General features: G+C 48.5%; 15 protein-coding genes and 2 pseudogenes. 14 read left to right on the forward strand and 3 right to left on the reverse strand.

Going from position 1 to position 22,034, the window contains the following annotated elements; all coding sequences use genetic code 11:
- The first annotated feature begins 171 nt into the window (after positions 1-171).
- Together GSVR_RS22435 and GSVR_RS16490 are read left to right on the forward strand one after the other, a co-directional pair.
- Complete coding sequence (locus tag GSVR_RS22435; protein WP_370552087.1) at positions 172-483, forward strand: acyltransferase; 312 nt, start codon at positions 172-174, stop codon at positions 481-483.
- Positions 480-1,709 (forward strand): glycosyltransferase family 4 protein, encoded by a 1,230-nt coding sequence (locus GSVR_RS16490; RefSeq protein ID WP_173198598.1) that lies wholly within the window; start codon positions 480-482, stop codon positions 1,707-1,709. Before GSVR_RS22435 ends, GSVR_RS16490 begins: the two co-directional genes overlap by 4 nt.
- 282 nt (positions 1,710-1,991) lie before the next feature.
- Here the strand turns inward: GSVR_RS16490 and tnpA are convergent, their stop codons facing one another.
- A complete protein-coding gene (gene tnpA, locus GSVR_RS16495) occupies positions 1,992-2,429 on the reverse strand; it encodes an IS200/IS605 family transposase (RefSeq protein WP_173196373.1) in 438 nt (145 codons plus the stop codon).
- A gap of 134 nt (positions 2,430-2,563) precedes the next feature.
- Here tnpA and GSVR_RS16500 point away from each other — a divergent pair, with 134 nt between their 5' ends.
- The 12 genes and pseudogenes from GSVR_RS16500 (at position 2,564) to GSVR_RS16555 (ending at position 18,513) form a co-directional block, all read left to right on the forward strand.
- Positions 2,564-3,790, forward strand: a complete 1,227-nt coding sequence (locus GSVR_RS16500; RefSeq protein ID WP_173198600.1) for a hypothetical protein — start codon at positions 2,564-2,566, stop codon at positions 3,788-3,790.
- Between the two features lie 36 nt (positions 3,791-3,826).
- Positions 3,827-4,819: a glycosyltransferase family 1 protein gene (locus tag GSVR_RS16505; protein WP_173198602.1), complete on the forward strand. Its 993-nt coding sequence runs from the start codon at positions 3,827-3,829 to the stop codon at positions 4,817-4,819.
- 57 nt (positions 4,820-4,876) lie between these two features.
- Complete coding sequence (locus tag GSVR_RS16510) at positions 4,877-5,854, forward strand: NAD(P)-dependent oxidoreductase (protein ID WP_173198604.1); 978 nt, start codon at positions 4,877-4,879, stop codon at positions 5,852-5,854.
- Positions 5,855-5,984: 130 nt separating this feature from the next.
- A complete protein-coding gene (locus tag GSVR_RS16515) occupies positions 5,985-7,229 on the forward strand; it encodes a glycosyltransferase WbuB (protein WP_173198606.1) in 1,245 nt (414 codons plus the stop codon).
- A 102-nt stretch (positions 7,230-7,331) separates the two neighbouring features.
- Positions 7,332-8,297 carry a GDP-L-fucose synthase gene (locus GSVR_RS16520; protein ID WP_173198608.1) on the forward strand — a complete coding sequence of 322 codons (966 nt, stop codon included), beginning with the start codon at positions 7,332-7,334 and terminating at the stop codon, positions 8,295-8,297.
- 45 nt (positions 8,298-8,342) lie between these two features.
- Positions 8,343-9,461, forward strand: a complete 1,119-nt coding sequence (gene gmd, locus GSVR_RS16525) for a GDP-mannose 4,6-dehydratase (RefSeq protein WP_173198610.1) — start codon at positions 8,343-8,345, stop codon at positions 9,459-9,461.
- A 56-nt stretch (positions 9,462-9,517) separates the two neighbouring features.
- Positions 9,518-10,487 (forward strand): annotated as a pseudogene (locus tag GSVR_RS16530) (GDP-mannose 4,6-dehydratase).
- A 19-nt stretch (positions 10,488-10,506) separates the two neighbouring features.
- Positions 10,507-11,931, forward strand: a complete 1,425-nt coding sequence (locus GSVR_RS16535) for a mannose-1-phosphate guanylyltransferase/mannose-6-phosphate isomerase (RefSeq protein WP_173198612.1) — start codon at positions 10,507-10,509, stop codon at positions 11,929-11,931.
- A 46-nt stretch (positions 11,932-11,977) separates the two neighbouring features.
- A complete protein-coding gene (locus tag GSVR_RS16540; RefSeq protein ID WP_173198614.1) occupies positions 11,978-13,381 on the forward strand; it encodes a phosphomannomutase in 1,404 nt (467 codons plus the stop codon).
- A 102-nt stretch (positions 13,382-13,483) separates the two neighbouring features.
- Positions 13,484-14,890: a sugar transferase gene (locus GSVR_RS16545; RefSeq protein ID WP_173198616.1), complete on the forward strand. Its 1,407-nt coding sequence runs from the start codon at positions 13,484-13,486 to the stop codon at positions 14,888-14,890.
- 394 nt (positions 14,891-15,284) lie between these two features.
- Complete coding sequence (locus GSVR_RS16550) at positions 15,285-17,594, forward strand: YjbH domain-containing protein (protein ID WP_203978700.1); 2,310 nt, start codon at positions 15,285-15,287, stop codon at positions 17,592-17,594.
- 196 nt (positions 17,595-17,790) lie between these two features.
- Positions 17,791-18,513: a hypothetical protein gene (locus GSVR_RS16555; protein WP_173198621.1), complete on the forward strand. Its 723-nt coding sequence runs from the start codon at positions 17,791-17,793 to the stop codon at positions 18,511-18,513.
- A gap of 67 nt (positions 18,514-18,580) precedes the next feature.
- On the opposite strand, the pseudogene GSVR_RS16560 reads toward GSVR_RS16555, so the two are convergent.
- Together GSVR_RS16560 and GSVR_RS16565 are read right to left on the reverse strand one after the other, a co-directional pair.
- A pseudogene (locus GSVR_RS16560) lies at positions 18,581-19,580 on the reverse strand (IS1595 family transposase).
- 355 nt (positions 19,581-19,935) lie between these two features.
- Complete coding sequence (locus GSVR_RS16565; RefSeq protein WP_173198623.1) at positions 19,936-22,017, reverse strand: bacteriohemerythrin; 2,082 nt, start codon at positions 22,015-22,017, stop codon at positions 19,936-19,938.
- Between the last annotated feature and the right edge of the window lie 17 nt (positions 22,018-22,034).

The following is a 22,034-nucleotide window of genomic DNA, read 5'->3' on the forward strand; positions in this document are numbered from 1 at the left end:
GGCCAGAATAGTTCCATATGTTACGGTTTTAAACTCGTAAATAGTAATAATGGTAGCATCCATATCGGAAATAATTTCAGTACTAGGAGTTATGTAAAATTACTAGCAGATGGCGGAAACATTAAGATTGGCAGCAATGTCTTTATGAATAACAATTGCTCGATAAATTGCATGGGCAATATTTCTATTGGTGATGATTGTTTGTTTGGTGAGAGTGTCAAATTGTACGATCATAACCACAATTTTGCTGATCTTAATAAGCGGATATCAGAACAAGGATTTGATATTGGATTTATAACTATCGGAAACAATTGTTGGTTTGGTAGTAATGTTACTGTCTTAAATAACGTTACGATAGGTGACAATGTAGTAATAGGTGCTAATTCACTAATATATAAATCCGTACCTTCAAACACAATCGTTATGATGAGATCTGAACTAATTTATAAAAACCGAGGCTTAAGGCTTGGAGAGGGCAATTGAAGATACTTTTTATAAATTCTTTATACGCTCCAAATGCATCCGGTGGTGCTGAAATTATCCTTCAAAACCATGTTGAGGCAATGGGTAAAAGGGGGCATTCTGTTTCAGTTCTTTCGCTTGATAATACTAATACAGTCCAGAATGATGTAATCAATGGTGTTAAAGTTTGGCGCATCGGAATTAAGAATATATGTTGGCCATTTGGAGGTGAGAAAGCTTCTGCATGGAAAAGAGCAATATGGCATATTCTTGACATTAATAATCCATTTGTCAAACGAATCATTGCCAACTTTGTAAAAAGTGAACAACCTGATATAGTATGCATCCACAATCTTGCTGGTTGGTCTGTGTCTGTCTGGTCTGTGCTATCAAATCTAAACATCCCCATTGTTCAAGTATTGCATGACCCCTACCTCATCTGTCCCCGTAGCAACATGTTTAGTCGAGACAGGCCATGCCAACGGCAATGCTTGAAATGTCGTGTGATGCGTTTATTTCACCCGAGGTTGAGTAACAAGGTAACTGCCGTAGTTGGGGTCAGCCAGTTCATCCTAGAAAAAATGGTCCGCTATGGATATTTTAGTAATGTCCCAATTCGCGAGGTAATTCACAATGCGCGACAGATGAACATTGGCGCGGAAGTTCGAAGACCCGGCACTCGAGCTTTGGATTCACGTGTCACTTTTGGGTTTATAGGCCGATTAATGCCTAGCAAAGGCATAGAACTTCTTCTTGATACTTTCATTAATCATTCTCCTGAATCATGGAGCCTCGTAATAGCCGGTTCTGGGAAGATAGAGTACGAAACGTATCTAAAAAACAAGTTCAGTCATGAACGAGTCGATTTTATTGGACGTGTACAACCTGAAATATTTTTTGAAAAAATTGATTTTACGGTAGTCCCCTCTCTATGGGAAGATACTTATCCAGGTGTTGTTTTTGAGTCGTTCTTTTTTGGCGTTCCAGTACTTGGTTCCAATCGCGGGGGAATTCCTGAGATGATCCAAGAAGGAGTGAACGGAGTTCTGTTTGATCCTGATGATTGTTGCAGTCTGTATGCTCTGATGGGTGATGTCGCAGCAAATAGAGAATACTGGCAAACATCGTCCCATGCAATAATGGGAATGTCACATGCTTTCTTCGACGTAGACGCCTGGACAGAAAGATGGGAAGAACTTTATTTTAATGTACTTAAAAAACATACAGGTGAAAATAGCGTAGTGTAGAAATAGAGCACTATCAATCATTAATGTATCTGAGTTTTATATTGAACGTCCTCCTTCGCAAATGATAGTCGGATTTGAGGCTGTAACAGCTGCTACTAAGACGTTGAAACGCTTCTGAAATTATTTTCAAAATGTTGCATCGCGATTATGCGATTTCAAAGGTCTTATTTGATATATGATTGATACTGAGTAAGCATCCCCCGGCAAAGCCGGGGGCTTTCAAAGTCGTGAACCGCTCGAAGCGGTTTTTTCAAAAGATTATCTGACCACCACGAGTGGTGGTCATTCTTCGGGCAAAAATGTCAATTGATCCAGACGTTTGTCTTCGTCTTCCTGGTTCCTGATGTAGTTGGCAATTGTTTCCTCGTCAGCACCGACAGTGGATACAAAGTAGCCACGTGCCCAAAAGCTCATACCAGCAAAGTTCTTCTTCTGACCAAGGTACATTCGCGCAATATGGATTGCACTTTTGCCCTTGATGAAACCGATCACCTGTGCAACGGAGTATTTTGGTGGGATCGATATCAATATGTGAATATGATCAGGTTGAAGGTGCCCTTCCACTATCTTGCACTCTTTCTGCCTGGCTAGACTATGAAACAAGTCGGCAAGATATTTCCGGATTCGACCAAACAGCACCTTGCGGCGACATTTTGGAATCCATACAACGTGATACTTGCAATCCCATTTCGTGTGGCATAAACTTTGTGTGTCGTCCATTGAAGCCTCCTTTTCGTGTACTTTGAGCGGTTCACGTTAGGGAGGCTTCTACATATTTCAGGAACTGTCAAACTATTGGGGTCCCCCGGCAGAGCCGGGGGTTTACCCTAAGGAAATTAAGAATTGCACTTTTAGTGATAAGTGGTTTAATTATACTTTTAGCATATGCAAAAGTTTCTCAGCAAATTGGAAGTTACTTTAATTTACTTACTCCTTGGTTTGTTGGTGCGTTTACAAAAAATATTGTAGTTGAATTGCTTTACACTTTTAGAATAGGAGGCGATGGCACCGACTATTCTTTTTTCTTAATTACTTTAGGCAATACGGTTGAAGTATTATCATTCCTCATTACTTATTACTATTGCAAGGGTATTTCAGTTTCATTGTTTCGGCGCGTCACTCCGTTGTATTGGCGTGAATCGATGATACTGATTTTAGCTACCATTTTTCTTTTTCTGCCAATTTATCTTGAATTTGGACTCGATGTTATACTAGATCCAAGGAGTGTTTATTTACAAACTCGCACTGGATATGGGCTAAGTTATTTTCTATCAGCTTTTCTGTTGAGGGTATCATTTGTTCTTGTGATGTTTTCATTGAATAATAACTGGTCAAAAATTGTTACTGCCGGCCTGATATTTTCTATAATAGGCTATTGCACTGGTTCTAAAACTGTCCTTTTTTCCTTTATAGTTATTGTGTTTATTTATTGGATAAAAAGCACTCAATTTTCTCTTGGTCTTAAATCATTTGTTTTATTGCTTGTTACTGCATTTTTCTTGCTCACAACAGCTATTGCTTTATTGCGTCCTAGCACTGATACTACCGAAATTAGTAAAGAGATGTTTTTTGATATATTGCTTACTTACTCCGATTATAATCGAAATGGACAAGTCCTTATCGATAAAGAGCATAAACCTCAGCTTGGAAGAATATTTTTAGAAGACTATTTTGTCTCAAAAATACCACGAGTTCTCTATCCTGAAAAACCTCGTAATTTTGGTTCTATTGCTTTAGCGGAAATCTATTTTCCAGAGTGGTTTGAGACGGATACCGGAGCTCCGTCGTTTGGTTCTGGCGTTGCTTACGCAGATTTTGGTGAAATATTTCCTTTGTGGCTAATACTTTGCGGATTTATTCAAGGATATTTTCTCAAAACTATCGAAAGATCTTACAATGATTTTTCAAATCCATACACTTTTGTACTTCTATTGCATTTTTGTGGGATTAGCCTATTGTCTGCTGGAGTTGGGTCATTTTTATTTGAAATGGTGATATTTATGTTGTTACTAAGTAATTTAAATAATTTTAATTTATGTAGTTTTATTTTTGGTAAAAAAACCGCGCCCCCTGCAAAATAGTTATATGAAATACAAGTGCAGACAGGTGTCTATTTTATGGAATTAATTATCGACGATAGATGGTTCGGTGAGACAGGAATTGGTCGGTACGTCAATGAAATTATCAAACGAAAACCTGATAATTGTCACATTTTACATCTTAACCAGAACTGGAAGATCAAAAACCCTCTTTCTCCATGGCTGCTCGCTTCAACTATCAAGAAAAGCCACGCTGACCTGTTCTGGAGCCCCGGTTTTATGCCTCCTGCCGGTTGCAAAACTCCTTTTGTTGTTAGTGTCCATGACTTGATGCATCTTCATTATGGCAATTCACTTCAACGGCTATATTATAATCAGGTTATTCGAAGATTATTGCATAATGCTGCAACGGTTCTGACCGTTTCAGAATATTCTCGTAACGAGCTACTTTCATGGTCTGGTATTTCTGCTGAAAAAGTGGTTGTAACCCATAATGCTGTTGGTGCTGATTTCAGTTGTGAAGGCACTCAATATAATCCAGGTTTTCCTTATGTCTTATATGTCGGTAATAGAAGAATATACAAAAACGTTAACCGATTAATTGAGGCGTTTAGCTTGGGGTGTAAAAGATCAGATGTAAAACTTGTACTTTCCGGTACAGCAGATCCAGAGTTGTTAGCAATAGCTAGACAGGCCGGGATTGCCGATCGGATTATTTTTATTGGTAGAATCAAGGAAGAGGATTTATCAGCCGTTTATCGCGGTGCGCTTGCGGTAGCCTATGTTTCACTCTATGAAGGTTTTGGGCTGCCTCCTTTAGAGGCAATGGCGTGTGGAACTCCAGTACTTACGTCAAATGTCACATCCTTGCCTGAAGTTGTTGGTGATGCTGCCTTGATGGTTGATCCATTTGATGTTGAAGCAATAGCTGACGGATTGAGAAGAATAACTGAAGACAGCGGCCTGCAGTTGGATCTACAAACAAAAGGTTTAAAGAGAGTAGAATTATTTAGCTGGGATATATCTGCTAAAAAAATATGGGAAGTCCTAAATAGGGCTGCACAAATTTAGCGTTAACGACCTAACAGATCGACCGTCAAGGTTAATAAGCTAACAGGAGGTGAGGTTTTGCGAGTTATTGTTACAGGCGGTTCAGGCTTTATAGGCACTAATTTAGTAGAGCATTTTGTTACTAATGGCGATGAAATTATAAATATTGATATTGTTTCACCACGCAATAAAGCACACACCCCATACTGGATTAATGTTGACCTATGCGATGCTGCCAAATTACGAGAGGTAATTCAAAAATTATTACCGGATGTAATTCTACACATGGGAGCAAGGACCGACCTTGACGGTCTCTCCATTTCAGATTATTCCGCTAACACCGTCGGTGTTCAGAATATAATAGCAGCTATTACAGGCTTAAAATCTTTACGGCGAATAATTTTTGCCTCATCTCGACTCGTCTGTCGTATTGGATATCAGCCAGATAATGAGTTTGATTATTGCCCATCGACTCCATATGGGGAGAGCAAGGTGTTGGGTGAAAAAATAGTCAGAGAAAATTCTACGCAAATACCTTGTCCTTGGCTTATTGTACGGCCGACTTCCATTTGGGGACCATGGTTTGATATCCCTTATAAAACGTTTTTTTTAACTATTGTCAAAGGAAAATATTTCCATCCAGGTCCAGAAAAAATTTTAAAGTCGTTTGGTTTTATTGGTAATACCGTATATCAATTACAACGTCTGCTCGATGTGCCCTTATATACATTCTCTGCCAAGACCATATACTTAGGAGATTATCCTCCTATTGATGTAGAAGAGATGGCTAATAAGATACAGAACACATTGGGTACTCCAAAGATCAAGCGAATGAACTTACGATATCTTCACGTTGCAGCAAAATTTGGAGACATGCTTAAAAGATTCGGCTGGAAAAACCCGCCATTAACCTCTTTTAGGCTAAATAACCTAGTCACACCGATGATATATGATTTAGAACCCCTGAAATTATTAGTGGGTGATTTGCCCTTCACAATGTCACAAGGAGTTGAGAATACAGTTGTTTGGTTGAGGAAGAATGGAGAAGTTACTTAACATGTTGATTTCTCTGTGTATCAAAAACCAAATACTTTTAATATTCTTAAGCTTATTCACATTTCTTCGACAATTTAATCAACGGAAAAGCGTTAACTGTTTTGTTGTCGCTACAAGAAATATCTGAAATATGCGCATCCTTATTTACGGCCTTAATTTTTCCCCCGAACTTGCCGGCATCGGTAAATACACCGGTGAGATGGCACAATGGCTGGCAGAGCGTGATCATGAAGTGCGGGTAATTACTACAGTCCCCTACTATCCAGAATGGCAAATAGGACCTGGTTATTCTGGTTGGCGCTATCTGCGTGAATGCATCGGCACGATTTCGGTATTTCGCACCCCACTCTGGGTCCCTGAAAAACCGAAAACGATCACAAGACTATTGCATCTGGCCAGCTTTGCCTTAAGCAGTTTACCTCAACTGTTGCGCCAGCTAGCTTGGCAACCGGATGTAATTATTTGTATTGCTCCTTCCTTCTTCTGCGCACCTACGACCATCCTCTTCAGCAAATTGTCAAATACCTGCAGTTGGCTGCATATCCAAGATTTCGAGATTGACGCCATGTTCGGCCTCGGGATGCTGGGAGACGGTGGAGTGCTTGCGCGCTTCGCTCTGGGCGCTGAACGCCTTCTGATGCGGCGTTTTGACCGTGTATCGTCGATCTCCCGTAGCATGTGCGCCCGCTTGAAGGCCAAAGGCGTTGCAGAACAGGCCATAGTTCATTTTCCTAACTGGGTTGACACGGATTTTATCACCCCACAAGCGGACAGAAACAGATACCGACAGCAGTGGGGTTTCAATGTCAGTGATAATATCATTCTTTACTCTGGTAACCTTGGCAAAAAACAGGGTCTTGAAATTATCCTGGAAGCTGCAATGGCATTACGAGAAAAAACCGATCTGCATTTTGTTATTGTCGGAGAGGGTGCGCATAAAACGGTTCTTGTCGATGCGGCAAAATCGAGTGCGTTGCATAACGTCCATTTCTACCCTCTGCAATCATATCAATCGTTACCGGATTTACTGCAGATGGCGGATGTTCATCTGGTGATACAGAAACGAGGTGCTGCTGATGCAGTCATGCCGTCCAAGTTGACGGGAATTCTGTCCGCTGGGGGTGATGCTATAATAACTGCTGATGCAGATACCGAACTTGGCAAACTTGTGCAGGAAAATCCAGGAGTTGCCACTTTAATAGAACCGGAAAATGCTGATGTGCTGGTTGCGGCAATTGTGGAACTTGTTCAAAGATGCCAGACTTCCACTGGTGGGCATAATCAGATTGCCAGGCGGTATGCTGTGGAAAATCTTGGGATGGATAGTGTACTTGGGCGTTTTGAAGAGACGTTGCGGGAAGTCGTGAACATGTAATTTGTTATCTCGGCTGTTGGAATTAAAGAACCAGCTTTGAGAGTTCTGTAAATATGATGATGGATGGAATTTTAAAGATAACAGCACAGGAGACAAGATCAAATGGATAAGCGGTCTAAAATTTTCGTTGCTGGTTCGAATGGGCTTGTAGGATCTGCACTTGCGAGACGTCTTCAGGTTGGTGGGTATGAAAACCTGCTTTTGCCAGAAATCAATGAATTGGACCTTACCTGCCAACAGGCTGTTGCTGACTTTTTTTGTCAAGAGAATCCTGAATATGTCTTTTTGGCCGCTGCCAAGGTCGGTGGTATTCATGCTAACAACACCTACCCTGCTGAATTCATTCAAATAAATTCAACAATTCAGAACAATGTAATCCATCAAGCCTGGAAACATGAGGTCAAACGCCTGCTGTTCCTCGGGTCATCTTGTATTTATCCACAATTGGCACCACAACCAATGAAGGAAGAACACCTACTGACCGGTCTTCTTGAACCGACCAACGAACCTTACGCCATAGCAAAAATCACTGGCATCAAGATGTGCGAGGCCTACAACCGCCAGTACGGCACAAAGTTTATCGCCGTTATGCCGACCAATCTCTATGGACCGGGAGACAACTTCCATCCCGAAAACAGCCATGTTTTACCTGCTCTGATCAGGCGTTTTCACGAAGCCAAAGTACAGAAGGCGTCCGAGGTGGTAGTGTGGGGAAGCGGTACACCTCGCCGGGAACTGTTGTATGTCGATGATATGGCCAGTGGCTGTTTGCACTTGATGGAGTTGTCTGATGAGAAAATCGCCCCTGAGCTTTTGAGTTATCCCAAACCTTGTTTTGTCAATCTTGGGACAGGTGAAGATGTCACCATTCGTGAGCTTGCAGAAACAGTCAAGAGTATTGTGGGTTTTGAAGGCGCACTGGTGTTTGACTCCACAAAGCCGGACGGTACGCCAAGAAAAATGCAAGATGTGAGCCGGATGCATGACCTTGGGTGGAGGCATTCAATTAGCTTGGTGCAAGGAATTGCTACCACTTATGCATGGTATTTGGAAAGTATTGGATCATAAGATAACCAACCTTCAGAATCGTTTTTAAGAAAGGTTATGCTACCAATGAAAAAAGCACTTATAACCGGTATTACCGGTCAGGATGGCTCATATCTGGCGGAATTTCTCCTTGAAAAAGGGTACGAAGTCCATGGCATCAAGCGTCGTGCTTCATCTTTCAACACTCAACGCGTGGATCACATATATCAAGACCCGCATATTAAAAACGCGCACTTCAGACTGCACTATGGCGACCTGACCGATTCTTCAAATCTGACCCGTATTCTGCAGGAAGTGCAGCCGGACGAGGTGTACAATCTGGGCGCACAATCCCATGTTGCCGTCAGTTTTGAGTCGCCGGAGTACACGGTTGATGTAGATGGTGTAGGAACGTTGCGTATTCTTGAGGCGGTACGGTTGCTCGGCTTGCAACACAAGACCCATTACTATCAAGCATCAACATCCGAATTATACGGGCTTGTGCAGGAGATTCCGCAGAAAGAGACAACTCCTTTCTATCCCCGCTCCCCTTATGCTGTTGCAAAACTATACGCCTACTGGATTACCGTTAACTATCGTGAGGCGTATGGTATGTATGCCTGCAACGGTATCTTGTTCAATCATGAATCCCCCCGTCGTGGCGAAACTTTTGTTACGCGAAAGATAACCAGGGGACTTGCCAATATTGCTCAAGGTCTCGAAGAATTCCTGTATATGGGCAACATCGATTCATTGCGCGACTGGGGACATGCCAAAGATTACGTAAAAATGCAGTGGCTTATGTTGCAGCAGGAAACCCCGGAGGATTTTGTCATCGCCACCGGTGTTCAATATACTGTCAGACAGTTTATTACCTGGGCGGCCAAAGAGTTGGGGATTACCCTGAAGTTTGAGGGTGAAGGAGTTGAGGAGACAGGCAGCGTTGTTTCTGTACACGGTGACAAGGCTCCTGCGGTAAAAGTGGGCGATATTCTGGTGCGTATTGATCCCCGCTATTTCAGGCCATCGGAGGTTGAAACGCTCCTAGGCGACCCGACAAAGGCAAAGGAAAAACTTGGTTGGATACCGGAAATTACCGTTCAGGAGATGTGCGCAGAAATGGTTGCGGAAGACCTCAAAACAGCCCAACGACATGCGTTGCTGAAAAAACATGGCTATGAACTGCCGATCGCCGTTGAAAGTTGACTGGAGCCCCACGGCCAGCCACCTTAATCCCAAACACAGTAAACAGAGGGAATATTGTGGAACAAAATAAAGCCTTGATAAGTGGCGTGTCAGGCCAGGATGGTGCATATCTCGCACGCCTGCTGCTTGAAAAAGGGTATGAAGTTCACGGAACAGTACGTGACGCCCAGATGTCTTCCTTCTCAAGTCTTCAGCAACTCGGCATCAAAGATCAGATCACGTTCCATTCCATGGCGCTCAACGACTTCCGCAGCGTTCTACAGGTGCTGTCCAAGATCCAGCCCGATGAGATCTACAACTTGGCTGGCCAGAGTTCGGTGGGGCTTTTCCTTTGACCAGCCGGTTGAAACCCTGGAGAGCATCAGCGTCGGCACACTCAACCTTCTTGAAGCGATCCGTTTTACCCGCAGGGAGATTAAACTGTACAACGCCGGCTCCAGCGAATGTTTCGGCAATACCGGTGGCTGCCCGGCGGATGAAGAGACTCCCTTTCGCCCGCGTAGCCCCTATGCCGTGGCCAAGGCGACTGCCTTCTGGGAGGTGGCCAACTACCGTGAGGCATACAATCTTTTTGCCTGCACCGGTATTCTCTTCAACCACGAATCGCCCTTGCGGCCTGAGCGCTTTGTCACCAAAAAGATCGTCAAGGCGGCCCGCCGCATAGCTTCCGGTAGCAGCGAGAAGCTGCATCTTGGCAACATATTCATCGCCCGCGACTGGGGCAGCGCCGAAGAGTACGTTGAAGCCACGTGGCTGATGCTGCAGCAGGACCGGCCTGAAGACTTTGTCATCGCCACCTGTGAGACCAACACGTTGGAAGATTTCGTTGCGGCAGTGTTCCAGGCTGTTGGACTGGATTGGCGGGAACATGTTATCAGTGATCCGGCACTCTTGCGCCCCTCCGAAATCATGGTCAGTAAAGGCAATCCTGCCAAGGCATTTCAAAAGCTGGGCTGGCGGGCAAGCCGAAAGATGCGTGATGTGATTGCCTTGATCATCGATTCAGAGCAGAATTCAACATATTAAGAGCGGAGATTTTTATTCCATGATCATCCCCGTAATCCTATCCGGCGGCACCGGCAGCCGTCTATGGCCGCTATCCCGAGAACTGTATCCGAAACAGCTGCTGCCTCTTGTCAATGATCAGACAATGCTCCAAAACACTGTGCTTCGCACCAAAGGTCAGGAAGATGTGGCCGAGCCGATCATTGTCTGCAATGAAGAGCACCGTTTCATGGTAGCCGAACAACTCCGCTCCATTTCAGCCACACCCAAAGCCATACTGCTGGAGCCGGTGGGGCGGAATACGGCACCCGCTGTTGCTGTGGCGGCGCTGCACGCTCTCGTCGATGCCAATGACCCTCTCCTGCTGATTCTGCCATCCGACCATGTCATTCAGAACTTCGCCTGTTTTCACAAGGCGGTTGCTGAAGGCGCAGAGCTTGCCAGAAATGGCATGCTGGTCACATTCGGTATCGTGCCGAATGCCCCGGAATCCGGTTATGGGTATATAAAGGCGGGGGAAGCGCTAAGAGTCAAGGGTGTGGCGGCGGGGGCTTTCAAGGTCGAGCAGTTTGTGGAAAAACCGGACCAGGCCACGGCCGAGCAGTATCTGGCTTCGGGCGACTATTATTGGAACAGCGGGATGTTCCTTTTCAGTGCGAACTCCTATCTGCAGGAACTGGAGCAATGCGCCCCAGAGATGGTGCGGGCATGCCGCATGTCTATCGAGCTTGCCAAATCGGATCAGGATTTTGTCAGGCTGGATAAATCGGCCTTTGCTTCATGCCTTTCCGATTCGATCGACTACGCTGTAATGGAAAAAACGGACAAAGCCGTTGTTATTCCCCTTGATACCGGTTGGAACGATGTCGGTGCGTGGTCGGCATTGTGGGAGATTGGCGAGAAAGACAAGGATGGGAATGTGGTGCGGGGAGATGTTATTGCCCACGACAGCCATGGCTGTTACTTCCAGTCAAATAACAGGCTGGTAACCGCCGTCGGCCTTGAAGATCATGTAATCGTAGAAACCGCCGACGCCGTGCTGGTAGCTCCTAAAAATCGGGTACAGGATGTAAAATCCATCGTTAATCAATTGAATGCGCAGGGCCGTTCTGAGTCGGTGATCCATCGCAAGGTATACCGTCCCTGGGGTGCCTATCAATCGGTAGACAACGCTGAACGTTTCCAGGTGAAGCGGATCACGGTGAATCCGGGGGCAACACTTTCGCTCCAGATGCATCATCACCGGGCTGAACACTGGATCGTGGTGAAGGGAACGGCGTGCATTACAAAAGGTGCTGAAACCATCATGCTGTCGGAAAACCAGTCGGTATACATCCCCCTCGGCGTGACACATCGCCTTGAAAATCCCGGGGTCATTCCGCTGGAATTGATAGAGGTACAGTCGGGGAGTTATCTCGGGGAGGATGATATTGTCAGGTTTGAAGACCACTACGGTCGAACCTGATTTCACCGCAGAGAACGCGCCCTCTGCGGTAATTAAGGAGATCTGCATGAATTTAAACTGCTTCAAGGCCTACGACATCCGCGGTCGAGTACCCGATGAACTGAATGAGGATATCGCCTACCGCATCGGCAGGGCCTACGCCGAACTTCTGAAACCAGCCAGGGTTATCATCGGCCGTGATATCCGCCTGTCAAGCGCATCCCTGGCCGACGCCCTGACGGGTGGTCTGACCGATGGCGGCAGCGATGTGTTCGACATCGGCATCTGCGGGACCGAGCAGGTCTATTTTGCCACATTCCATGAAGGGATGGACGGCGGCATCATGGTGACCGCCAGCCACAACCCTATGGACTATAATGGCATGAAGCTGGTGCGCGAGGGGTCGCGGCCGATCAGCGGCGACAGCGGCCTGAACGAGATCAGGGAACTGGTACGGACCAACCGCTTCGTCCCGCAAGGAAAGACTGGCACTGTTACCCCCCTGGACATCGATGCGGCGTATGTCTCTCACCTGCTTGGCTACGTGGATGGTGCTGCCCTGCGTCCCCTGAAGGTGGTGGTGAATGCCGGCAATGGCTGCGCCGGCCATACCATCGACCTGCTGGAACGGCATCTCCCCTTTTCGTTCATCAAGGTGCACCACGAGGCGGACGGGAACTTCCCCAACGGCATCCCCAATCCGCTCCTGCCGGAGAATCGTGCCGCGACAATTGCCGCGGTGAAGGAGCACAACGCGGACGTCGGCATCGCCTGGGACGGGGACTTCGACCGCTGTTTCCTGTTCGATGGGCAGGGCAACTTCATCGAAGGGTATTATATCGTGGGCCTTTTAGCCTCCGCCATACTGGTGAAGCATCCCGGTGCCAGGATCATCCACGACCCGCGCCTGACCTGGAATACGGTGGATATCGTCCAGAGCGCCGGAGGGACACCTGTCATGAGTAAGACCGGGCACGCTTTCATCAAAGAGCGGATGCGGGCTGAGGATGCTGTGTACGGCGGTGAGATGAGCGCCCACCATTATTTCAGAAATTTCGCTTACTGCGACAGCGGCATGATCCCCTGGCTGCTGGTGCTGGAGATCATGTGCAAGACGGGGAAGAAACTTTCGGAACTGGTCGGGGAAAGAATGCGCATGTTCCCGGCCAGTGGCGAGATCAATCGGACAATAGCTGATCCCGGTGCTTCCATTGCGAGAGTGAAGGAACGGTACCACCCTTTGGCGCTGGTCGTTGACAATACCGATGGTGTGAGTATGGAGTTTGCCCATTGGCGTTTCAACCTCCGCTGCTCAAATACCGAGCCTGTCCTCAGGCTCAACGTGGAATCGAGGGGGGATGAGGGAATCATGTCTGACAAGACCGCGGAGCTGTTACAGCTTGTGGATACCGCTGAGATGCGAGGCCGCGAGGCCCTAATCGTCAACTTCATCTCGACGGCCTGTAAGTAGTACAAAATTTCATGAGGAAATTATTAAGTTTATCTTTACTGTCCTTCATGATATAGAATTTTTCCCTTATCATCACCCTTGATCAATATACGGACCTTTCCGATGCTCAAACAACAGGCGCGATTATTTACCAGGCTGGCAGTTGCGGTGGATGCGGCCTGTATCGTTGCGGCCCTCCCTCTCTCGTATGCCTTTATCCAGTCTTTTGACCAACGGCTTGCCCATTTTCAAACTTACAGCTGGGTTCTGTTGATCATCCTCCCGGTCTGGCTGTTTCTGCTTGCCCATTGTGGCCTGTATGCATCGTTGCGTACCAGAACATTTCCACAAATTATCGGCTCACTACTCAAGGTCCATCTATTCGGCGGCATTTTAGTTGCTTCCGCCATATATTTGGTCGATCCGAAAGGATTCAGCCGACTGCTCCTGATCACGAATATCGTTACCTGTCTTTTTTTGCTTACTGCGGCCAAGGGCGGCATAAAACTGCTGCTGAGTCACTTTCGCCGCAAAGGTTATAACATCAGACACATCCTCATAGTCGGAACCGGAGAGAAATTACAACACTTTGTCGATCTCATCCGGCGGCATGCCGACTGGGGACTTGTGATCTCTGGTATTGTGGATTTTTGTGAAGATCCCAAACAGTTCCCCGGTTGCATCGATCTGGGGCACATGGATGATCTTATAGACACCTGCAAACTAAACCCCATTGACGAGGTTGTTTTCTCTGTCCCACCAGAGAAGCTGACGGCAATGGATCATTACATTAGTACACTACAGGAAATGGGCATTACCGTGCGGATGGTAATAGATCTCTATGATTTTCCCACATCCCGCAAGGAACTCTCGCTCTTCCACGGTGATATCCCGATGCTTACCTTTCATAGCAAGGCGTTCGATGCCGAGCAGCTTTTTCTCAAGCGTTGCCTGGATATCATCGGCGCCATTGCCGGTCTTGCCATCAATGTGGTGTTGTTCCCTTTGATCGCTCTGGCCATAAAGCTCGATTCGCCCGGGCCGATTTTTTTCGGACAGCCGCGTGTGCGGGAAAACGGTCGTCGTTTCATCTGCTGGAAATTCAGAACGATGCATGTTGATGCCGAAGCGCAGAAACAGAAGTTGATGGCCTTGAACGAGATGAAAGGGGCTATGTTCAAAATAAAGAACGATCCACGGGTGACGAGAGTAGGCCGATTTCTGCGCAAAACTAGTCTGGATGAATTTCCACAATTCTGGAATGTGCTACATGGGGAAATGAGTCTGGTAGGTACCCGCCCTCCAACTCCTGACGAAGTAGCCAACTATCAGAACTGGCATCGTAAAAGGATAAGCATCAAACCGGGCATCACTGGACTTTGGCAGGTAAGTGGCAGAAGTCAGGTGCAGGATTTCGACGATGTCGTTAAGCTGGATCTGATTTACATCGAGACATGGACCATTTGGATGGATATCAGAATTCTACTAAAAACTCCATTGGTGATGCTGGCTCGACGAGGAGCAAGCTGAGATTCTGAAAAAGTGGTGGGTCTTTCATGCTTCGAAATTGAACCATTTCCGTCGCTTCTTGGTGTTCATGTTTTCGCGAATGAGAAGGTCATCATCGATACCGCAGCAGACGTTGTTTGCCTCTGAGCATGCGGCAATGCAGCACCAGGATTTGGGACAGGTGGAACATAACATTTTCACCCCCATATGCGGGCCTGCCTGTTTTTTCTAATCTTATAATAGAAGCCAAACCTGTCAAGGTGGCACGTTAAAAAAAACCAGAATTATCTATTCGCCCTGTCCCCCAGAGGTGGGGTAAAAACTGGAAAATCAAGAACTTGAGCATTCATTGACTGTTAGTGGGTCGGCTGTATTCCAGTATCTCTGCAGCCTGTGTGTGAAATAAACGGTGAACATGTTTCTGAAGGTTCTGAAAAGCGAGGAGTTTGTGAGATATTGGCTTTGCCTCTTCTTAATAGGGAGTGTTTGTATTTCAAGCGGAATAGCTTCAGCGGAACCAGCAACCTTCCACAACGGCCTCTCACTGCAGGGATATACTGGTATCCTCAACACCCCCAGCGCCCATGTGACTGAAGAAGGGTGGTTCTACGGGCTCTATACGAATCAAAAAGACTTAGAATTTAGAAATGACGGGAAAATTCAGGAAAATTATCTATTCTCGGTAGGCCTTTTTAACTTTGTAGAATTGGGCGGAAGGTTCACCGAACTGACATCTCAGCAAGGCGGTTTTATAATCCGAGACCTCTCTGCAAGTATAAAGGTAACTAGTGAACCGCTTTTCAGAAGATACTCTTACATCCCGGTATTAGCTGCCGGTATTGAAGACATCGGAGGCGGAGCAACCTTTTTTAGGACAAAATACATTGTCGGTTCGCAGGACATCTGGCGCCTCCGCCTCTCAGTCGGCTACGGCGACGGCCCCGACCGCATGAAAGGTGTCTTTGCCGGTGGCGAATTCAAGGCCCACGACTGGGTATACCTGCTGGGAGAGTACGATACCAGGGAGACGAACGTAGGAGCCAGAATTGTATTGCCCCAGTTCTGGAAAGTACCGATCCAGTTCACTGCTACCGCCAAAACTTCTCTTGATTACAAGCCGGGCAACTTCGATGTTGCGGTAGGTTTCAGCCTGCCGTTGGATTTCAAAGTCAGGAAGCAGGGACCGGGGACCGGGAACCGGGGACCGGCAGAACCTTCTGAGAACCAGATCCCGGAGACTGAGCCTTCTTCTGAAAGCAGGGGAGTGGTATCCTCTTCTGAAAAGCAGGATTCGATGCACCCTGTCCAAAAACAGGGTACAACCTCAATCTCGCCCAATCACCAGTCACCAGCATCCGATTCTCCGGTTTCACCGATCCCCAATACCCAATCCCCAGCCTCTGATTTTTCTGCCTCGGGTTCTGGCCCCTTGGTCCCTGTCGCCCCGCCAATCCCCAATCTCCAGTCACCAGTAACCACTATAACCGCGCTGCGCGACCGGCTGGTACAGGAAGGCTTTATCAATGTACGCGTGGGAACGACCAGTTCTTCCGCACTTGTGATCGAGTACGAGAACGCGCGATTCAATCACAATGAATTGGACGGCGTGGGAATGGTAGCCGGCATTGCCTCACAAATGGCCCCGGAGGGTACCGAATCGCTTCGTATGGTACTGAAACGCCATGATATCCCGATGGTGCGGTTGACCATGCCGCTGCGCACGGTTCAGGGATTCCTGGAAGGTAGCGTCACGAGGGGCGAACTCAATGACGCACTTGCAGTCAGCTTCGACACTGCCACGGATGACGCGGATTTTCTGTCCGGCACCGCCAACAAGGGATTCCTGAAAAGTTCTTTGATGATTTACCCCGGCCTGACTACGTTCATAGGCACCGAATTCGGCGTATTCGACTATGTGTTGTCCATCAAACCGGACCTGCTGGTCAATGCCTGGAAAGGCGCGGTAATCAACGCGCGTTGGGACATCCCGATTGCATGGAGCGACAACCTGAACGATGGCGGGGTCTACAGCAGCAGCCGCAATCCGGCGCGTATGGAACGGCTGATGTTGTTCCAGGCCTTCAAGCCGTTCCCCGATCTCATGGTCAACCTGGGGGCGGGACTGATACAGCCCCACATCTATGGCACCCTCAATGAAGCGATGTGGAGCCCGGGCAACGGAACGCACCGTTTCCGCGTACTCCAAGCCTACGGCGAAAACGATCGGACCCATCAGGACGTGACCTCCTACCTGGGTTCATACCGCTATTATCTGAGTCCGCTCGACCTGTATCTGGAAGGGACCGGTGGTAGGTTCTGGGCTCAGGACACCGGTTTTTCCGTGGAAATGAAGCGTTTCTTCGGAGACTCTGCTGTTTCCGTTTATTACAAAAACACCGCAGGCACGGATGACAAACGCTGGCAGGCGGCCGGCATCCAGTTCAGCTTTCCGCTGACCTTCGGCAGGGACATGAAGCACTACTACTCCATGCAGGTGCGCGGCACGGATGAATGGTCATATGCGCAAGAGACTACCCTCAAGAATCATAACGTGAATGATCCCAGGGGCAGCCTCAACTACCTTGCCCCGTATCCCTTGGCCATCAATCCTCAACCGGTCACCGCCCTCTATCGGGCCTATTATAACCGTGACCGCCTGAGCGAGGCCTACATCAGAGGACACCTGGACAGGCTGCGGGAATCCTGGCTCAGATATAAGGACTAAACAGCCTGAAAAATCGATTCCTCAACGTAAAGTATTATAGATTTACTGGAAAAAGCGATCAGCAGGCGAAACGCTCTGACCTCACATTTTAAAACATTGACATGCTTCCTTTAATCCCTTATATAATGCTAGCCTAATATTCAATATGTTTTGACTAGTTGACTTGGCAATACACACTAACAGGAGGGAACAACACATGAAAAAGTTCTTGAAGATGTTCGGTTTCGTCGGATTGCTGGCCGGGATGTTGATGGTAGCAGGTTGCGGGGATGATGCCGCCAAGGCCCCCACAGGTAAGGTTGTCAAGGGGCCGGTAAACGGCGCCACTGTTTCATTTGCAAATTCAGCACTCACCGCGACTACCGATGCCAACGGTAATTACACGATTCTGGTGCCTGGCGCGGCTGTGACCTCGACCGGTGGAACATATTTCGACCTGGCTACCAACACCTCCAAAACAGCGCCTACACTCACCGCTGCGGCTGGCGCAACGGCTATCACCCCGATCACCACCGTTCTGAACCAACTGTCCGGTCAGGCAAAAATCGACTTCACTGCAGCTCTGACTAAACTGGGCATTACCAATCCCCTCACTGATTCGCTTGCAACGGTTACCAGCTCCAACAGAGTTGCTATCACCCTGAATGAAATTCTGGGGGATGCAATTGCGTCGGGGGCTTCCAACACCGATGTGAATACCTTTGCGGCCAACATTGCAACTTCTGTCAATACCACCGTACCTGCATCGGAAAGCGCACTGGCAACTGCAGCTTCGGGGGCAGCAGCTGGTACGAGTATTTCGACAACCTCGTTCAACACGATCGCCGATGCTGTAAACGAGCTCCCCAATAACGGCACCCTGCCGACCGGTTCGACCGGCGGTACCGGTGGTACCGGCGGCACGGGACCAAACTTCTAATCCAGTCTGAACTGAATGTGTCCGATAAAAAGCCCCGCGTTTACACGCGGGGCTTTTTTTTACGGACCTATAACCGAAAAGCAGGTTTTGGTATTAAGATCCCGCCAACAGTGGATCTTCTGAGTTGAGTTCCAACCGCATGCATCAGCAGTGATTGAAGTTGTTCAAGTATCGGCTTTGCCTTGTAGATGATCTTTTTCACGCCGTTCTTTGATATTTCCTTTGCCGGGTAGCGATGGTTCCAGCGGAAGACCACTTCGCTGATATATCGTTGAAGGTGCAGTTTGCTCAGGAAATGGAACACACCCTGTTTGACCCGTTCAAGAATGGCATTGAACGACTCAGCCGTGTTGTTATGAACGTCGCCGTTCACGAACTCCTTGGCGCCGTGATTCACTGACGCGTGGCTGGCATAATCTTCTGCGACCTTCTGGTAAACAGGAAGCTGGTCGCTCATAAGGCCGGCTGTTGTGTCAATAAACCGGTTAACCCGTGGAGCAAGTTCTGCGTAGCTGTCGTTTGCCACAACGCTTGCCCGCACCTGACCATCACGGTTTGCGGCTACAAAAACGCATGATTTGGCGGTGCCTCTGCCGCGCTTATGTTTGATATCTTTCTGATAGCGTGGTTTACCGCCAAGGTACTTCTCGTCAAGCTCAACGATTCCGGCAAGGCCAGGCATGGCGTCTGCCTGGGAAGCCATGATCGCCCGAACGGCATGGCCGACTTTCCAGGCTGTCTTCTGGGATGTGCCGATCCACTTCGCAAGGTAAACCGAAGAAATACCTTTGCTGGAGTTGATCATGAAGTACATGGCCATCAGCCATGTCCTCAGCGGTAACTTGGTACTATGCAGCGGCGTCTTAGTGGTGACGGTGAATTGCTTGCCACAGGCAGCACATTCATACAGTCCCAGACGCTTGCCGCTTGCCGCTTGCCGATATGTCCCAAGACTTCACGCCCCTACAATGGGAGCAGATACGGCCTGAAGGCCAAATCATCTGTTCCAGATAGCGCCGGCAGGTTTCCTCGTCGGGAAACTGGTTACGAAACTCTTGAATATTCATGGCATGCCCTCCTTGGGAGAGCATGCTACAACAACCATATGACAGCTTATGTCATCATGGCCTGATTATTGGTTATAGATCCGTTTCTTTATGCTTTGTCTCCTTCCACCTCCAGCACCCCACTTCATCCAGGCGGACGTCAACCTGCTACCAATGCGAATGCGACACATTGTTCAAAATGAATGGCCTCAGATCTGTCGTCCTTGAACGGAAGCCTGGAACGAGACAGAGGGCATTGACGTGTTATCAGTACTCTACTTTCCGTAATCTCATACTCGTGGCATGATAGCTCATGAAGCGTGTGATACTGCAGCGCTCCTGCTAGCGGTCGAAATCCGATCCGTTCTCGCTGCCTTCAGATAGCGGGGAAGGCAGCTCTGGACGTACGGGCGCTCTTCCTTAGATGCGGGCCGTAACGCCTGTCAGATCCCTGGATATGGTTCACCAGCCACTCCTTGACAAAGCTCATCACTTCCAAACTCAATACGCTGTCCGAACGATATTTTTCCTGGATTGCCCGAACTTGTGCCGACAGATTGTCGTGCTCACGTTTATGCTCTTCGTAGGCGGCATAGCCGGTCTCCTTCATCAGCCTTTCTTCGTGTGCGAAATGGGTTCTGGTGTACTCCACCAGGGCGTCGAGCGTGGAACCGATTCGCTCGTTGCCCTTGCCCTGCCGCATGGCGCCATAGAGCTGATTGATGATCTCCACCAGTTTCCTGTGTTCCTGGTCCATCGGGTCAAAACCGACGCTGTAACTGCTGTTCCAGGCAAAGAAGGTATTCGATTCGGAGAAGGTGAATTTTCCGACAACTTCCTGTATCGCCGTGGAAAGGGTGGCGAGCTGCTGCGAGAGCACAACGCACTGCCGGGCATTGTCCGACGTGCTTTTGACGACGTCGGTGATCTGGTGGATGTTGCCGCTGATCTCGCAGGTCGTGGCGGTCTGCTCTTCGGCGGCGACCGCCATCTGCTGCACCTGCATATTGAGATTGTTGATCTCCTCCTGAATGCTCCGCAAGGCCTCACCTGAACGCCCGGCTTCATGGGTGCCCTGTTTGACTTCGGCAACCCCTTTCTCCATGGCGGCAACGGCAGATTTGGTGTCGTTCTGGATGGACTTGATCATCGTCCCGATTTCACGGGTGGCATTGGTGGTCCGCTCCGCAAGCGCCCTGACCTCGTCCGCTACCACGGCGAAGCCGCGCCCCTGCTCCCCTGCCCTGGCAGCTTCGATGGCCGCATTGAGCGCCAGCAGGTTGGTCTGGTCGGCAATATCCTCGATGGTGATTATGATCGAGCCGATCTGGTCGCTCTGCCTGCCAAGCTCCTCCACGGTCCGCGCGGACGCATGCACACGCTCGGCGATCCTCTGCATGACGGCAATGGTGTTTTCCACGACTTCAGCGCCATGACCCGCCACGTCATTGGCCCGTCGGGCGCTCTCAGCGGCCAGGTTGCAGTTTTGCGAGATGTCGCCGGATGTGGCCGACATTTCTTCGGTGGCAACTGCGACGGCGGTGGTCTGCACGACCGCGTGATCCGCTGCATTCGCCATACTGTCGGCACTTGCCTGCATGACCCCGGACGAAGCCGAAATCTGGGAGGATGAATCAGCCAGGGTGCTGATCATTTCCTTCAGGCAATTCACGATCAGTGTGAATGACTCGGCCAGTTGGCCTATCTCATCACGCAGATTGTTCTTGATCTCCACCCTGAGATCACCTTCCGCCATCAGGCGGGCGTTATGGGACAGCGACAAAATTGGCCTGGTGATGTTGCGGGTCAACAGCCAGCTGAAAAAAGCGGCCAGAAGGATCGAAAAAATGGCCAATCCCCCGCTCAGCCATTCGAAGAGCTTGGCCTGGGCCAGGTCTTTCTTGTACATCTCGCTGTTCAGGCTTTGGTAGTGTTTGGTAAAACCGGTTATGGCCGAATCCAGATCCTTGTATAACGGAGCGACGTTGTCCACGGCAAAGGCAACGGCCGACGAGCGGTCGCCGGGAAACAGGCTCTTTTCGAGTGCCATCAGCTTCATGGCCTGATCGCGGTAGCGCGTCCAGGCATTGTCGAGTGCGGCAGCCTGTTTCGCTTCATCATCCCGAATCGATCGGTTTTGCCGGGAAGCAGCGAGCATCTGGTCGATACGCTTGATCCGGGCATCCGCATCGATCATTGTTCCGTCGAATTTGTCCCTGGTGGTATGGATCAACCCGTACACCAGGTTCAGCCGTAGCGATACGCATTCGTTGCTCAACTCCTCCAGGTGCACGATATCGTTGATGGTTTTATTTGCCTCTACAACTCCGGCAGTAACCCCATGGGTATTGTAAACCCCCAATACCGCGATAACGACCAGCCAGAACGAAAAGCACCCCGAAAAAATATACAGTTTGGTTCTTACTGACAGGTTCATGTAGAAATTGATCAGGTTCATAATGTTCTCCGGGTTGT

Origin of the sequence: Geobacter sp. SVR, assembly GCF_016865365.1 — a bacterium.
Taxonomy (GTDB): Bacteria; Desulfobacterota; Desulfuromonadia; order Geobacterales; family Pseudopelobacteraceae; genus Pelotalea.

Coding starts and splice junctions, on each gene's coding strand:
- GSVR_RS22435 (WP_370552087.1), top strand. CDS start 172: ATGGGCAATATTTCTATTGGTGATGATTGTTTGTTTGGTGAGAGTGTC.
- tnpA (WP_173196373.1), bottom strand. CDS start 2,429: ATGGACGACACACAAAGTTTATGCCACACGAAATGGGATTGCAAGTAT.
- GSVR_RS16505 (WP_173198602.1), top strand. CDS start 3,827: ATGGAATTAATTATCGACGATAGATGGTTCGGTGAGACAGGAATTGGT.
- GSVR_RS16515 (WP_173198606.1), top strand. CDS start 5,985: ATGCGCATCCTTATTTACGGCCTTAATTTTTCCCCCGAACTTGCCGGC.
- GSVR_RS16520 (WP_173198608.1), top strand. CDS start 7,332: ATGGATAAGCGGTCTAAAATTTTCGTTGCTGGTTCGAATGGGCTTGTA.
- gmd (WP_173198610.1), top strand. CDS start 8,343: ATGAAAAAAGCACTTATAACCGGTATTACCGGTCAGGATGGCTCATAT.
- GSVR_RS16535 (WP_173198612.1), top strand. CDS start 10,507: ATGATCATCCCCGTAATCCTATCCGGCGGCACCGGCAGCCGTCTATGG.
- GSVR_RS16540 (WP_173198614.1), top strand. CDS start 11,978: ATGAATTTAAACTGCTTCAAGGCCTACGACATCCGCGGTCGAGTACCC.
- GSVR_RS16545 (WP_173198616.1), top strand. CDS start 13,484: ATGCTCAAACAACAGGCGCGATTATTTACCAGGCTGGCAGTTGCGGTG.
- GSVR_RS16550 (WP_203978700.1), top strand. CDS start 15,285: ATGTTTCTGAAGGTTCTGAAAAGCGAGGAGTTTGTGAGATATTGGCTT.
- GSVR_RS16555 (WP_173198621.1), top strand. CDS start 17,791: ATGAAAAAGTTCTTGAAGATGTTCGGTTTCGTCGGATTGCTGGCCGGG.
- GSVR_RS16565 (WP_173198623.1), bottom strand. CDS start 22,017: ATGAACCTGATCAATTTCTACATGAACCTGTCAGTAAGAACCAAACTG.